Below are 15,832 nucleotides of genomic sequence, written 5' to 3'. Positions count from 1 at the left end.
CTTTTTCACCTCCTACCTATAAATTCAGAAATAAATGTCAAAACACTATAAAATATACCAATTTTGATTATACCAAATCGAAATTTGCTGAAATGCGTCCCTTTAAGAGAAAAAACAAAAAGATGAAACGCCCTTTAATCCCTTGTGTATCAAGGGGTTTCAGGCTTCCTGTAATTTTTTTTATGGACATGATATGGCTATGGATTTTCATATTGTTAGAAAAGAAGGGAAATAGCAAAAAAACCTTGTAAACATGATTAAATCAACAGTTATATCGATTTTCAAAAAAATAAAAGGGACATGATATGGCTATGGATTTTCATGTTTATAATTGTGAATTGAACAGATGAAACCCTTTAAACAGTGATGTTAATGGGTTTTATCTGTAATTTTATAATTACAAAAGGAACATGAAGTGGCTAGGCGAGTTTTCATGTTTGGTTAAAAAAGGGGACATCATACAGCTATGGATTTTCATGTTGCATAAATACATGAAAATAGAGTTAGAAACGTGTAAAGCCTTAATATGAAAGGGTTTAAGGGGGTTTTCACCTAAAAAAAAGGGACATCATATAGCTATAAATTTTCATAACTAATAGTATAGGTGTAGTAGAAAAGCTTATATATCAAGCTTTAAGCACTTTTAGAAAAAAATTTCGAGTTAGTCAAAAGAGTTACATAATGTCATTTTTGTTTCATGTTTTGATGGAAAGGGGAATGATATGGCTATAAATTTTCATTTTGATGAATTTGGGGTGTTCGAAGTAACATTAATATTTTAATTCTTACATTTTTTCACTTTCACTTCTCCTTAAAATGTAAGAGGTACTTTAGAGAGAGTGTGGATTTGAAATAAAGTCACGATCTTTTTTTAAATACGATCTTTTCTTTTGTTCATTTATTAAGGTTAATGACATTATTTCGATTAAACTTTATCTTAAAGCTACTGTAACTATGTTTTTAAGGTGAAATTAGAGCGAGATGAATAAAGTGTCGAAAATATAAGAATTTTTTGTTTTTTTGTTGATTTATGTTATTTTTAATGTTAAACTCATAACAACAAAGAAAGAGTAAACGAAAACCCTTAGCGAATAAATTATCAGAATTTTCATTCTTTTTATCGGTTTACTCCATGTGATTTACACGTTTGTGTATTGCTTTTCCACTCTTTCTTTGTTTTTTATAACAGTTGGAACTTCTATTATAAAAATTATTGTTGTTTAGGGGGGATAGCTAATAGTTTGGACATTTAATGAAGAGTTTTTATTACAATGGAGTGGATCCAGAAAGAGGTGAAAAATAAGAAATTTGGATGTTAGTTTTTTAATTTTAGAAAAGGAAGAATAAAAATATAGTGGACATACAATTACAATAAAGGAATGCAGTATAGATCAGTATACTTGCATTCCTTTGCTATGAAAATGTATGGTGTTTGTTTAAGAAAGATACGATATTATAAATTATACTTTGTATCGGCATTTTGATCTATTTATTTATACATAACAATTAACGGATAGTTGTATTTATAAATAATATTACTGAAAATCTAATAGAAAAAGAGCTAATGGTTGAAAGATAGGTTATTGTATAAGTACTTGTATAATTGCTATTTGGATTTTACAAATCGATTCAGTCTTGTATAATCAGTTACAGAGTGGACTATAAGTATGCAAACTAGAGCCCTTAACATGTTTAGGGTGAAACGAAAGAATTGAATATTATGACTTTATTTCTAGTTTTATAAAAAGGAACATCATATAGCTAATTATTTTCAAATTAAGATCAATAATAACTAAATGTATATAAGGAGCCGAATTTAAATGGAAGACGTTCTACAATTGTTTAGAGACGCACTATCAATAACTGAACAACTGTATAAACAAGATGAGCAATTGTGGCATAAATGGGTTTCCTATTATGTTGATGTTGAAGCAGATCAAAGTAAAATTGTGACTTCAGAATACCTTTCTCCATCATTTTCAATGCTTGTACAGTGGTTAGAGCAACAACAAAGAAAAGGTGTTTCTCCTCTAGATATATTTAAAAATATAGATACTTACAGATTAATTATTCATGAGACCATAGGTGTCTTTATTGAACAAGAGTTTCGTAAAAATCAGACAGCTAGTACTATAGTGCATACAGCAACAAGTGAATCAGATGCGAACATAGTGAATGAAAACTATTTAGAAGTAAATAACTCCGCGGTCTATTATAAGTTAAGAGATGGAATAGCTAAAAATCAATTTGAAGAAGATGAAAACACACGGTTAAAATCTTATCCTATTGAAACAAAGGATAGTAATGGAGTGGCACAGCTTTCCTCTCATAAAGATGAAGATCTAAAGTTAACGAATATTGAAGAGACAGCAAGATGGAATACATTAGTAGATGGTGTAATGAGTAATATGGATGATCTAACTGCAGATTGTTTAGATACCATCACGATTCAATGGTTGAATGAAGCAAAATCGCCTGATGAATTTATTGATTTTTCATATGAACAAGTTTTAGAAATGTGCAGTATTTCAAAGGCTAAGGCAAATGGTGTCGAATATTATAGGGTAGAAGATAAAATTAAAGTTGCGAAGCGGATTGCGGCCCTAGCGAGTATTTTTATATATCTAAATGATGACAATGAAGTAGTCGTATTAAATGATCGCGCTGAAACAGGTAAGCATTATGAAGTAAAACGCGAGGTAATCAAAAGACTATTTGTATTAGATTCTGTAGTTCTATGGAGAGATAAAAACACAAACGAATACATGGGGATAGAATCGTGTCGAATCAAACCGGGAAGTTTCTTATCCGGATATCTATATGGATCTAATAGTACTACCGCATTATTATCAAAAAAGGCACTTGAATATAATAGTTATAGACACAAATATCATAAAAGATTAATTCGATATTTGACATGGCAATGGAGAATACGTCAAATGTTTTCTAGCTTACAAAGACCTTATTCTATAGGTGGAGATAAAGGTTTGTTAGCAGTTATGGGTATAAACCAGAAACAAAAACCTAATCGTATTCGCGAACAATTAGAAAATGTTCTTAGTGATTTAGAAAAAGAAGAAGTAATTTCTCATTGGGAATATCATAATGGTTTAGAAGAAGAAAAACTGACAAAGAAGAATTGGTTTAAAAATTATTATTCACAGTTAGGAATAGTAATATTGCCACCCAAAGAACTAATTAGTTCAATGGAAAACTTAGCGAAAAAGAAAACAATTGATACAATACATGAGGAAAGTCAGCCAGTAAAAATTGTAGAAAAGCCATTAGATACGAGTGAAAATGAACAAGTAATCAGAGAGAAAATAGAGTTTATGCATATGAAAAAGAATATAACTATGCGAGAGCTTTCAATAGAGATAGGTATATCGCAGCCTACTCTTTCTAGATTCTATAATAAAAAAACAAAACGTCTTTCTAGTACGGCGAGAAGCAAATTAAATCAATGGTATAAAAGACAAATGATTATCGATAAAATGTAAGTTAAAGCTAAAAATTAGTATTAAAAAGAGTCCTAGAAATAGGATTCTTTTTAATGTAGTTATTGAATTCGCCTGTTTTAAAATACACTAATTAATATAGAAATATCCACTTATAGAAATAGGGATATTTCTATATTAAAAAGGAGATTATAGTAGTGTTATGTGGTATATGCAATAGAATCAGTAATGTATAGTATTCCAGTAACTTATCTAAAGCTCTCTCCTATCCCTATATTTCTGTAACAAAGGCAACGGGATATAGAAATATCCACTTATAGAAATAGGGATATTTCCATATTAAAAAGGAGATTATAGTAGTGTTATGTGGTATATAAAATAGAATCAGTAATGTATAGTATTCCAGTAACTTATCCAAAGCCCTCTCCTATACATTCATTTCTATAAATTAAATAAAGAAAGAGTGTGTTTTAATCAATCTTTTTTCAAAACACGCTCTTTCTTTTTGCTCGTTTATCAAGGTTATTAGTATCAATTTGAACAAACATTATTTCGAAGCTACATTTGAAGAAATAAAAAGAATGACGCTACTAGCTCAAAAGTAATGGTGTGTTAATGTAGCCAAGTACAAAGAAGATATAAAATAGTTAGCTTAAGTGAAAAAGCGATTGATGAGGGAATATCATAAGGGAATTGCGGTGATGAGAGGGAAGAGAAAGTCGTGGAAGAAGTTCTGGTGATTATATTTTTTTTACTGCAAAAATATAGAAATATCCCTATTTCTACGTAGGGATATTTCTATACTTCTAAATCTCTGTTAATAATTTAAATTTCCTTTTCTGTTCGGGAGTTAATTGATTTTCTACATAATAATGTATAAGTAAATCTATTATTTCATGAGTATATTTCTTAATAGTGAGCTTCATTAGTGTTCCAAGCTCTTCATGAGTCATGAGATTGGCTAGAAGTTTTAAAACCGCCCTATTGGTTTTTAAATTCCATACATTCACTTGTCTTTACTCGTTTTCAGGTGAAGAAACAGGAGTATCTTCGCTATTTTTGATAAAAAAATCAGGGATATATAGAAATAGGGATATTTCTATACTACGGGAGAGGAGCACAGGGATGATATGTGATACAAGTAATCGAACTATAAATTACTCATCTAACTAAATAGAGTAACGGGTACTTTAGTTCAACATGAATTAAACAAATTTAAAGATTCTTACTACAAAAAAATATAGCAAGGCTCTTATATTTTTTTATCGAAATTAAATAACCTTATTATCAATTTACATAAGGTATATCATGAGGAAATTGCAGTGGAGGAAGTGCTGGTGAGGATATTTTTTAAAATCAAAAATATAGAAATATCCCTATTTCTACGTAGGGATATTTCTATATTTCTAAATCTCTGTTAATAATTTAAATTTCCTTTTCCGTTCGGGAGTTAATTGATTTTCTACATAATGATGTATAAGTAAATCTATTATTTCATGAGCATATTTTGTATTAGTAAGTTTCATTAGTGCTCCAAGCTCTTCCTTAGATTGACTAGAAATTTTAATACTACCTTGTTGGTTTTTAAATTTCTTTTTCTCTGGTGTTTGCTCCGTCTTTTGTTCCTGCTGATTTACTTGTTCTTGTTCATTTTTAGGTGAAAAAGTAGGAGTATCTTCGCCACTTTTTGTTACAACTGAATCCTCGTTTGGGATATAAGGATCTGTTGGATCAAAATTGCTCTTTTTTCGGCCTAATAATCCAGGAGTTCTTGCCATATTATACACCAACCTTCATACTTTCAAAAACATTGATACGAGATAATAATTCATCACTAATTTTTTCGTATAGTTCTATTACATTTAAATCATGTCTATCATTTTCAGTAATACCGTTAACATCAAACCTTTTAATACGTTCCATCTGTGGAACGATATTTTTAAATAGGTTTTCTTCACCAAAAATTTCACGAGCATTTTCCATAATGTATTCATCCACTTTACCATTATTTTTTAATAGCACTGGAAGAATACCTACAACTTCAATATCAAGATTATATTGCTCTTTTAATTTTATTAGTTGGTTAATGTAGTTTTCTGCACCTGTAAGAGAACGTTCTTGTGTTTGTAGAGTTATAAGAACATAATCAGAAGCTACAACTGCATTTTTTGTAACTTCAATTGACATAGGTGGAACATCGATAAATATGTAATCGTATTTATGTTTTATTTTCTCAAGCAATTCCTTAAAGTAGAAATCTTCCTCTTCTTCCGAAGAACACGATTTATATAGAAATTTTGCGAAATCTTGAAAATCAACATAAGAAGGAATTAAATGTAAATTTTCCATTATTTCAACTTCTAATCCATCTAAATTCCCCTCTTGAATTCCTTTCATCAATGTTTTAGTTAAAGCCACCTGTTCTTCAGGATTAAGGATAGATTTTGTTAACATAAGAGATTTTGTTGCATTACTCTGTGGATCAAGGTCAACGAGTAAAGTTCTTTTCCCCTTTTTTGCGAATTCATAAGAGTTTAATACAGCATTAGTGGTTTTACCAACGCCCCCTTTGTAATTCCCAACAGTAATTGTAATAGCCATTTATACCACTCCATTTATTTTCTGGAAGATTTCCCTATTTCTATATTTTAGTGAAAAGATTAGAAATATAGGGAAATATCTAATTATAGAAATAGGGATATTTCTATGTTATAAAGAAAATTATAGCAGTGATATGTGGTACATGCAATAGAATCTGTCATTTATACCACTCCATTCATTTTTTGAAAAAGTCCTTATATCCCCATATCTCATGCTCATCAAGCTAAGAAAAGCAAATATACCAAAACGAGAGAATTGATATTATCAGGTGAGCTGTATAATTTTTTTGTTTTGGGGGCTTTTTAAAAAAGAAACACCCATTCCTATAATTGATGTTGCATAAGTGTAACTTGATGGCAGAGTTATAGAAATAGGGATATTTCCATATTGAAAGGAGGATTATAGTTATGATAAGTGGTACATACAATGGGATCAGTAGTTTTCAAGAGCTCCTCCCTATATCCTCATTTTTATAATAAAAGTAGAGACGTAGGGAAATATCCAATTATAGAAATAGGGATATTTCTATATTAAAAGAAAGATTATAGTAGTAATAAGTGGTTCATACAATGGAATCAGTAATTTTCAAGAGCTCCCCCCTATATCCTCATTTCTATAATAAAAGTAGAGACGTAGGGGAATATCCAATTATAGAAATAGGGGTATATCTATATTATAAAAAAGACTATAGCAGTGATAAGTGGTTCATACAATGGAATCAGTAATTTTCAAAGGCTCCCCCATACCTCCATTTCTGATAACAAAAGAAGATATATAGGGAAATATCCAATTATAGAAATGGGGATATATCTATATTGTTAGGGGGATTATAATAGTGATATGTGGTACAAATAATAGAATCAGAAATTTTTTCAAAGACTCCCCCTATGCCACATGCCCATCAACTTAAGAATTTTATAACGCCTCCAAAATAATAAATTGTACATTTTCACCTGGAGGTGCCAATTTTCTTGTTTCGGGGTATTTACTTTTCTTAGCTTGATTGTGGTGTGGCAAGAACCCATTTATAAAAATAGATTCCAATAGAAATTTATATACCTCTTTCAAATAAATACAATCTTTGCACCATAACCATATATACTATATGAACGTATACAATAAACATAATTAAAGGAGAATAGAACTTGATAAAACATATACTCAGTTTCATTCTTGGAATAATTGTTATATTAATTGGTTCCTTTTGGGTTATTCCTTACACCCTCGAAGCAATTGACAGTAACGTAAGCCATATTACTCGTGACAAAAAGTATTTTAGTAAGCTATATGACTATGATATTAACCTTTGGATGATTGCAAACCTTATATTTTTCATTTTTTGGGCAATTACTGTTTTTATAGTTAAGTTACCTAATTATAAGAAGAACAGAAGTACTCATATAAAAAAATATAGTTATACAAATCAGCGTAAAAAAGCAAAGAGAAGGCGTCGTAAATAAATGTAACAATATACATATTTTATTTTGGATAACACAAGAAGAAAATTACGATACTCATTATTGGGGTAGCGTCACATCATTATCAAGCTAACAAAACTAAATTTCTTTAAAATGAAAAAATACGTTATTCTTTCTGTAGAATCGTAGGAAAGGATGGCGTATTTGGCATAAACTTATCGATTTTTGATAAACTAGAATTATTTTCTAAAGAGTTACAACGATATATGTTAGCTGATGTCTTAGAACAATTAGCTAGAGAGATAGGATTTATTCAGCGAAAAAGTAAATATCGTGCACAAGATTTAGTAGCTCTGTGTGTTTGATTAAGCCAAAATATGGCTCATACTTCATTGGCACAATTATGTAGTCGATTAGAAGCTAATACAGGTATTTCTATGAGTCCAGAAGGACTCAATCAACGATTTAATTCTCAGGCTGCACAGTTTTTACAACAAATACTAGCGTATGTACTTCATCAACAATTGTGTTCCACTAACAAAATTACAACCATGTATACTAACTATTTTCGTCGTATTCGTGTATTGGATTCTACACATTTTCAGATTCCGGATAAATTCGCTTCTACATATATCTATATTGAGAGAGAGATTATAATAGTGATATGTGTTACATACAATAGAAGCAGTAATTGTTCAAAGACGCCCCCTATGTCTCCATTTCTGATAACAAAAGTAGAGGGATAGGGAAATATCCAATTATAGAAATAGGGATATATCTATATTGAGAGATTATAATAGTGATATGCAGTACATACAATAGAAGCAGTAATTGTTCAGAGACGCCCCTTATACCACCCTTTCTAATAATAAAAGCAGAGGGATAGGGAAATATCCAATTATAGAAATAGGGATATATCTATATTGAGAGGAAGATTGTAATAGTGATATGTGGTACATACAAGAGAATCAGTAATGTTTCAAAGGCTCCCCCTATACCACCACTTCTAATAATAAAAGTAGAGATATAGGGAAATATCTAATTATAGAAAAAGGGAAATATCTATATTGTAAAGAAGATTATAGCAGTGATATCAGGACTACTTCATTTTGACACTCCCATCCCTAAAGGGGAAAGATGACTTATGTCAGTGGAATTCATGCTACCAAAACCAAGTCTATTTCAAGATGTCAAAAAACCAAAAAGAAGATTGTGATACTGCACGAATTTCGTATTAACCGCAGGAACTACGGGGTTCGCCTACTAAGATAACCGAAGGATACTTTGGTGTTTGTAGGAATCCCCCACTTCAGACAACCGATAAGGGTGTTAAGTGGCGGGTAGTTCAATTCAACAGAATTTAGGTCACATAAATATAAAAAGACCTTAGGATTATACCTAAAGGTCTTCTTTACTAGTTAGAAATCAAGCTCTTCGTTATCTTCTTCAGAAATCCCACCAAGTACTACCCTAGCGTCAATAATTTTACCTTCTTGCAATATGGGATCCTCTGTTTTTAAATCTTCTTGTCTCTGTGCGGGAACAAATCCATTAGTAAGTAGAAGATCCAATTTATTTTCAACTGTATCTAAAAGATTTAATCTCTGTTCTACATTATCTAATTTCTGCAGTAGTTGCGCATAACGTTTTTCATTTTGTACCAGTTCAACAACAAATGCTGTTAATTGTCTACCATTAGCTTTTTCATTAAGGACCCTATATACATCTTCAGGCATGTTATCAGCATGTAATGCCATTTTTCTATTTTTAGCCATTATCAGCACGTCCCTTTATTTTAGGCTAACTGTCCCTTCATTTCATCAATTACTTTTAATTCTAATGCAGCTAGATTAATTGTGCGTGAAGTTGGAGCAAATACTTCCTTATCGCTATTTTGAATAATATCGTTCAAGAAGAAGTGATTGTTTTTAGCAGCCATTTCAGACATATGATTCAATAAAGCGAGACGGATGTATGGTTCTAAAACGGGTGCTTCGCCTCCGATATAAATGAATTTCAATACTGTATTCGTACTAGAGGGGATGAATACATCAAGAATTTTAGCAACTAAAATTCTTGCATATTCTTTCAGTGCCTCTACAATTTCATTTGTAAAATCATATTCTTCACCAGTATTTTCATTCGATAGTACATACTTTTGTACTTTATATTTATTAACTATAAATTTCTCTAATGTTCTTAGATCCTTAAAGTATTGAATCAATTTTTCTTTTCTAAAGCGTTCTAGATATCCTAAGAATGGCTCAATATCGATAACTTGGAAAGAATCTCTATGCTTAGGTGTAGTAAGTCCTTTACCTAATCGCACAGCATCTGTAGAGCCGCCACCAATGTCAGTTAAAACTACTTCATAGTCATCGAATCTCTCAGATTCATATCGCTTTTCAATACTAATTACATTTGTATTCTGATCTTTTGAAACCATTTTATATTTTAAAGAATGTCTGGCAACTTCTGATTCATTTCTACATTTTGCTGAATTGACTGTAATAGTTAGTTCTTTCTCCATTCCTGGTGTTAACACTTTAACTTTATGTTCACCGATAAATTTTTCTTCCATTTTTTTATGGGCAATGCTAAATTTCTCTTCGCGTTTTAAAAGCCAAATTGGAAGCATCATACTCATGTGTTCAATTTCAACTTCATTATCTTCTTGATCAGCGTTAAGAGCATGATAATATGCTATTGCTCCTAAAAAGCTTACGTATGGGATAGGACTATTAATTTTATCGTGCATCTTATTTACATGTGAGTTTGCCAACTGATTATCTTCAGCTAATTGCCCAACTAAATAGAAAGACTCTTCACCCTCGATTTCAGTGGAAATTAGTAATCTATCCAGTAAATCTTCTGGTCTAGAAATACGATCAACAAGTAAATCCTCAGCTTGTTTCTTTGAAATTTTAACTACATTCGTTGCAAGTTCAATATAATAACCATCAACCATGAAATTATTAAAACTATTTCCGAAATCCGCTACTTTTCTTCCAATTTTCATTTATAATTCCCCCTCTATACATTAAGTACGACTTAAGTGCTACTTTTGATTATGATTTAGCACATTTAATCAAAAATAAGAACACTTTAAATAATAAGTACGACTTGAATCATACTTATTATTTAATTAACCTATACACTTAAAAAATTCAAAATAAACAAGGAAATACCTTCTTTCAAACGAATTAAACACATAACAGTTAGACGCCAACATGTCGAACATAAATGATGATGAGTAACAGTAAAACAACAACATGACCGACATAAATGATAATCAACAACAATGTAATGACAACATGACCGACATGGATGATAATCGATAACAATACAATGACAACATGACAGACATGGATGATAATCGATAACAATATAATGACAACATGACTGACATGGATGATAATCGATAACAATATAATGACAACATGACTGACATGGATGATAATCAATAACAATGCAATGACAACATGTCGGACATTGATAACAACAAATAACGATGAGGGGAGGACGATGAAATGGATAGGGAAGGACCTTATAAGAAAACATATTCCCTTGCAGATATAGCAAGGATGCTTGGGAAGCCACGGACAACCCTCCAGGCCTGGCGGGATCAATTCAAACCATATTTACCAACCGTCGCTGGGACGAAGGGGCGAACGCTGAGATATGAACAAGAAGCATTAGAGCTTTTTAAATTAATTGCTAATATGAAGGATGCACAAGAACCACCAGAAATAATAGAACAGATGTTAAAACAAAATGTAGATTATATTGTAGTAGAAGAGAATGATGAAGACGACGAAATAACGAAACCAATTATTCAGACGATGTATGAGAGTATGAAAGAAGTTTCTATATATTTTCAAGAGCAAAAAGCTATGAATATGGAACTTTTAAAACGCATAGACAATTTGGAACAAACTAATCAAACACTAACGAACAAGATTGATGAACAGCAAAAGACTATTGATAGAAAAATAAACAATAGAGATCAGCAGTTATTAGAAGTGGTTCGAGAAATACAAGAAACTAAGAAGTTAGTTGCGTCTTCTCAACAAGAAAAATCATGGTTCGCTAAATTATTTAAAAAATAACTTAAAGAATACGTAAAAAAAGTAGGGAAGCTTGTAAGAACATACAAGCTTCCCTACTTTTTTATAAATTTGATATATTTCCCCAAATAATCACAAAAATTAAGAGGGAGTCTTCTGTCGGAAAATGATAAAGAACATACTTATAATGTTTCCCTTTTAGGATAGAATACTGTATTTATTAAATCTTGTTTAAAAAATAAAATCATTATAAACATTAGAATCTATTTTAGAGATGCTAGGCTAGCTGTATCAAGGGACTCAAGATTTTAGCTTAGTAAATTACAAGGTTAATTAATCGTTTTCTGATAAAAGACTCCTTCCTCAAAAATGTGAAGGTGTGAAACACCAATTTTAGGTGGGAGATGAATGTCAGTAGGCGTAAGCCTACGTTTTTTGTATTCTGTAGATATACTATGAAAAAGTGAGGTGCAACCTATGTTAGTAAATAAAGCATATAAATTTCGTATCTATCCAAATAAGAAACAAGAAATATTAATTGCTAAAATGATTGGTTGCAGCCGCTTTGTATTTAACCATTTTCTTACTCTTTGGAATGATACGTATAAAGAAGCGGGAAAAGGATTAACCTATCCTTCTTGCTCTGCCGAGCTTACGCAATTAAAAAAACGACAAGATACGCTTTGGTTAAAAGAAGTAGATAGTACCGCTCTTCAATCCTCATTAAAAAACCTCGCAGATGCTTTTTTACGTTTTTTCAAGAAACAAAATGATATGCCACAATTCAAGTCTAAAAAGAATAAAATACAATCCTATACAACAAAATGTACGAATCATAATATCGCCATTGTAGGTCATACAATAAAGTTACCGAAGCTCGGTTTCGTTAGATTTGCCAAAAGTCGTGAAGTGTCAGGACGTATCCTAAATGCCACAATTAGACGAAATCCAAGCGGTAGACACTTTGTGTCTATTCTTACAGAAACAGAAGTGCAACCAGTAGAAAAAACAAGTTCTTCTGTTGGTATCGATGTGGGGTTAAAAGATTATGCCATTCTTTCAGATGGCATAACATACAAGAACCCTAAATTCTTCCGTACATTAGAAGAAAAGTTAGCGAAAGCACAGCGTATCCTTTCTAGAAGAACAAAAGGTTCTTCGAACTGGAATAAACAACGTGTGAAAGTTGCACGAATCCATGAACATATTGCAAATGCAAGAGCTGATTACTTACATAAACTTTCTACTGAAATCATCAAAAACCACGATGTTATCGGTATGGAAGACTTACAAGTCCGTAATATGCTCAAAAATAGAAAGCTTGCAAAAGCGATTGGTGAAGTATCTTGGTCACAATTTCGAACGATGTTGGAATATAAAGCGAAATGGTATGGCAAAAAAGTTGTTATGGTATCTAAAACATTTGCTTCTAGTCAATTATGCTCCAATTGTGAATACAAAAACAAAGATGTTAAAAATCTAACCATTCGTGAGTGGGATTGCCCTTCTTGTGGCGCACATCACGATAGAGATCGAAACGCAGCGCTCAATCTTAAAAACGAAGCAATTCGTCTCTTAACCGTAGGAACTACGGGGATAGCCTAATGAATTAGAAACCGTTAGGTTTCTGTACTTAGGAATCTCCCACTTCAAACAGCCCGCGAGGATGCTAAGTGGTGAGTAGTTCAAGAGTAAATGATAGAATTTTCAGTTTCATATAAGTAGAAATTTCATAGCTGAATAGTTTAGAAAAAGAGAAATAATTATAAAATCTGAGAGGTGTTTTGAATTTATTTTTTAGGGAAAATAGGGTTCTGGTGCAAAAAATTCAGGACAATTGCAGTAAATCTACAAATCTTGGACATACTGATACTACTAATCTAAAGAAGGTGCGTGATTGGTATGGAAAAGGAAAATGTATTCAAATGGAAGTATTATCAGCCTGATATTATTTTATTAACGATAAGATGGTACCTACGGTACAACCTCAGTTTTCGTGATTTAGTGGAAATGATGGAGGAAAGGGGCTTATCCATTTCTCATACAACAATTATGCGTTGGGTTCATCAGTACGGTCCTGAATTGACGTCATCTTAAACAAACAAATGACTCCTGGAGAGTCGATGAAACATATATCAAAGTAAAAGGTCAATGGATGTACCTGTATCGTACTGTTGATTCGAAAGGAAATACAATCGATTTTTACCTAAGCAAAACAAGAGATCAGAAGGCTGCAAAGCGCTTTTTCAAGAAGGCCTTGCAGTCTTTTCATGTTTCAAAACCTCGTATTATAACAGTCGATAATAATCCAGCTTATCCTATAGCAATTGAACAGTTGAAAAAAGAAAAAAGTATAGCTGGTGGTATGCGACTTAGACAACAAAAGTACTTGAATAACATAGTAGAACAAGATCATCGCTTTATAAAGAAGCGAATTCGTTCTATGCTAGGGTTCAAATGTTTTGACACAGCTACATCCATTCTTTCTGGAGTAGAGGCCATGCATATGATGAAAAAAGAACAGGTTGATTTACGGGACCAGTCTGTCCAAAATCAGAAAGAGTTCATCCATCAATTGTTTGGACTTGCAGCATAAGATACGATTCCGTTAGGAATCTATGCACTTTATTATCTTTTATTCTATTTTTGCACCAGAACCTATTTAACGCCATAATCAAATGATTTTTTCAATTTCAAACACGCCTTTGATATGGAAATAATATACGGAAACTTGCATAAAATCGAGTGCAATAGTCATGAAATAAAAGCAATAAATGTTGGATAAATTAGGCAGTTCAGAACATGAAAATGATTAAAGTATATTTTAACTGGAATTTGCAAAAAAGCAACCCATTATCCCCTATGGACTCTTAATTTAAAAGCACATACTACTTCGTCAGGCGTGAGTAATAAAATCCAATGATATCAAGTGAAAATTTGCTATTAGAGTTCGTCATATATACTTCGACATAGATAAGAGGACATATGACGAACTCTAATGATAAAAAAAGGGTTCGTCATATGTATTTCGTCATATATGTTGTAGAGTATCAAAAATAGATAAAATTTACGGTGAATATATTTTTGCATAGACGAAGTGGTTCTGGTGCAAAACTATAAGATTTATGTAACTAATCTCTGATACTTAGACATACTGATACTAGTACTCAAAAAAAGGGCATGAACAGTATGGAAAAGCAAAACCTATTCAAGTGGAAACATTATCAGCCTGAACTAATCTTATTAATAGTAAGGTGGTATCTACGATACAATTTGAGCTTCCGTAATCTGGTGGAAATGATGGAAGGGGATTATCCATTGCTCACACAACGATTATGCGCTGGGTTTATCAATATGGGCCTCAATTAGAAGAGAAAGTACAACATCATCTAAAATCAACAAATGATTCATGGAGAGTCGATGAAACCTATATTAAAGTTAAAGGGCAAAGGTAATTTCTATGGGTGCAGTAATTATCCAGAATGTGGAATTTCCCTACCAAAGAAAATCAAAGAAAAAGCGATTCCGGAGGTGCAAGCGAAAAAGCTGTTTGAGGATGAGAAAACAGATCTTTCAAATGGATTTAAGTCCAATGAGAAGGAGTTTTCCGCTTATCTAGTGTTACATGAAGGAAACGTTAAATTTCAGTTCCCAACACAAGAGGAGCTGTCATTTGGTAAATGTCCAAAATGTAAAAAAGGGGATATGCTTCATCGTAAAACATTTTATGGATGCACGGAGCATAAAAATGGATGTGATTTTATGTTACCAGCCAAGATGAAAAGGAAAGCAATCCCTGGTAATCAGATGAAAAAGTTAATTCAGTATAAAACAACGGATTTTATCAGCGGTTTTCAAGGAGAAAAGGGAGAATTTACAGCAGCTATCTATATGGAAGCGGACGGAAGTCTGAAATTCCGTTTTCCAACAACTGAAGATCGTACAATTGGCAAATGCCCACTATGCAAAAGTAGAGTTCTTGTAGGAAAAAGTAATTACTTATGTGAGCGATACAAAAAGGGCTGTGACTTCATCACTTTTGGTACATTCTCTGGTAAAAATCTAAGTAGTAACCATGTGAAAAAGCTATTAGAAAAGAATGTGACGGATCAGATTAAAGGGTTTATCTCAAACAAAAACGGGAAGAAATTTGATGCTCGTTTATCATACAGCGTACAGGAGAAGCGATTAAAATTCTTATTCGGCAAATAAAAATGAAATGTATCAACTATAAGTAGCAAAAGAGGACTAGGAAACGGAATAGTCCTCTTTTTTATTTCATCTTATA

Annotated in this window: 8 protein-coding genes and 5 pseudogenes; 9 read left to right on the top strand and 4 right to left on the bottom strand. The window is 31.9% G+C overall.

Annotated features, from left to right (window positions below):
- Together EXW56_RS27480 and EXW56_RS27475 are read left to right on the top strand one after the other, a co-directional pair.
- Nucleotides 1-251, top strand: a pseudogene (locus EXW56_RS27480) (hypothetical protein); the annotation flags it as partial.
- A 1,569-nt stretch (nucleotides 252-1,820) separates the two neighbouring features.
- Entirely contained in the window at nucleotides 1,821-3,500 is a 1,680-nt protein-coding gene (locus EXW56_RS27475; RefSeq protein ID WP_215558684.1) for a helix-turn-helix domain-containing protein, read from the top strand.
- Between the two features lie 1,364 nt (nucleotides 3,501-4,864).
- Here the strand turns inward: EXW56_RS27475 and EXW56_RS27470 are convergent.
- On the bottom strand, nucleotides 4,865-5,236 hold the full coding sequence (locus EXW56_RS27470; RefSeq protein WP_215558683.1) for a hypothetical protein: 372 nt from the start codon (nucleotides 5,234-5,236) through the stop codon (nucleotides 4,865-4,867).
- Between the two features lies 1 nt (nucleotide 5,237).
- Nucleotides 5,238-6,059, bottom strand: a complete 822-nt coding sequence (locus tag EXW56_RS27465) for a ParA family protein (protein ID WP_215558682.1) — start codon at nucleotides 6,057-6,059, stop codon at nucleotides 5,238-5,240.
- A 1,145-nt stretch (nucleotides 6,060-7,204) separates the two neighbouring features.
- On the opposite strand from EXW56_RS27465, the gene EXW56_RS27460 reads away from it, so the two are divergent.
- Nucleotides 7,205-7,519: a hypothetical protein gene (locus EXW56_RS27460; RefSeq protein WP_215558681.1), complete on the top strand. Its 315-nt coding sequence runs from the start codon at nucleotides 7,205-7,207 to the stop codon at nucleotides 7,517-7,519.
- 167 nt (nucleotides 7,520-7,686) lie between these two features.
- Nucleotides 7,687-8,109: pseudogene (locus EXW56_RS27455) on the top strand (IS4 family transposase); the annotation flags it as partial.
- A 786-nt stretch (nucleotides 8,110-8,895) separates the two neighbouring features.
- On the opposite strand, the gene EXW56_RS27450 reads toward EXW56_RS27455, so the two are convergent.
- Nucleotides 8,896-9,252, bottom strand: a complete 357-nt coding sequence (locus EXW56_RS27450; RefSeq protein ID WP_215558680.1) for a hypothetical protein — start codon at nucleotides 9,250-9,252, stop codon at nucleotides 8,896-8,898.
- Nucleotides 9,253-9,272: 20 nt separating this feature from the next.
- Nucleotides 9,273-10,496 carry a ParM/StbA family protein gene (locus EXW56_RS27445; RefSeq protein WP_215558679.1) on the bottom strand — a complete coding sequence of 408 codons (1,224 nt, stop codon included), beginning with the start codon at nucleotides 10,494-10,496 and terminating at the stop codon, nucleotides 9,273-9,275.
- A 511-nt stretch (nucleotides 10,497-11,007) separates the two neighbouring features.
- Between EXW56_RS27445 and EXW56_RS27440 the strand changes: the two genes are divergently transcribed.
- From EXW56_RS27440 to EXW56_RS27420, 5 genes and pseudogenes are all read left to right on the top strand, one after another.
- Nucleotides 11,008-11,586 (top strand): DUF3967 domain-containing protein, encoded by a 579-nt coding sequence (locus EXW56_RS27440; RefSeq protein WP_215558677.1) that lies wholly within the window; start codon nucleotides 11,008-11,010, stop codon nucleotides 11,584-11,586.
- Nucleotides 11,587-12,021: 435 nt separating this feature from the next.
- The gene (tnpB, locus tag EXW56_RS27435; RefSeq protein ID WP_215558676.1) at nucleotides 12,022-13,149 is read left to right on the top strand and encodes an IS200/IS605 family element RNA-guided endonuclease TnpB; all 1,128 of its coding nucleotides are present in this window, start codon (nucleotides 12,022-12,024) and stop codon (nucleotides 13,147-13,149) included.
- Nucleotides 13,150-13,446: 297 nt separating this feature from the next.
- Nucleotides 13,447-14,140 (top strand): annotated as a pseudogene (locus EXW56_RS27430) (IS6 family transposase).
- Nucleotides 14,141-14,733: 593 nt separating this feature from the next.
- Nucleotides 14,734-14,993: pseudogene (locus EXW56_RS27425) on the top strand (IS6 family transposase); the annotation flags it as partial.
- Nucleotides 14,980-15,756, top strand: a pseudogene (locus EXW56_RS27420) (topoisomerase C-terminal repeat-containing protein); the annotation flags it as partial. The pseudogenes EXW56_RS27425 and EXW56_RS27420, both read left to right, overlap by 14 nt.
- Nucleotides 15,757-15,832 lie beyond the last annotated feature (76 nt).

The sequence above is a fragment of the Bacillus mycoides genome (assembly GCF_018742245.1).
GTDB classification, from domain to species: domain Bacteria; phylum Bacillota; class Bacilli; order Bacillales; family Bacillaceae_G; genus Bacillus_A; species Bacillus_A cereus_U.
Note: the sequence above shows the minus strand (reverse complement) of the source record. Positions and strands in the feature narration are given on the sequence as shown.

Bases quoted from the DNA above. Each gene is read 5' to 3' on its own strand.
- EXW56_RS27475 (WP_215558684.1), top strand. From the start codon at position 1,821: ATGGAAGACGTTCTACAATTGTTTAGAGACGCACTATCAATAACTGAA.
- EXW56_RS27470 (WP_215558683.1), bottom strand. From the start codon at position 5,236: ATGGCAAGAACTCCTGGATTATTAGGCCGAAAAAAGAGCAATTTTGAT.
- EXW56_RS27465 (WP_215558682.1), bottom strand. From the start codon at position 6,059: ATGGCTATTACAATTACTGTTGGGAATTACAAAGGGGGCGTTGGTAAA.
- EXW56_RS27450 (WP_215558680.1), bottom strand. From the start codon at position 9,252: ATGGCTAAAAATAGAAAAATGGCATTACATGCTGATAACATGCCTGAA.
- EXW56_RS27445 (WP_215558679.1), bottom strand. From the start codon at position 10,496: ATGAAAATTGGAAGAAAAGTAGCGGATTTCGGAAATAGTTTTAATAAT.
- EXW56_RS27440 (WP_215558677.1), top strand. From the start codon at position 11,008: ATGGATAGGGAAGGACCTTATAAGAAAACATATTCCCTTGCAGATATA.
- tnpB (WP_215558676.1), top strand. From the start codon at position 12,022: ATGTTAGTAAATAAAGCATATAAATTTCGTATCTATCCAAATAAGAAA.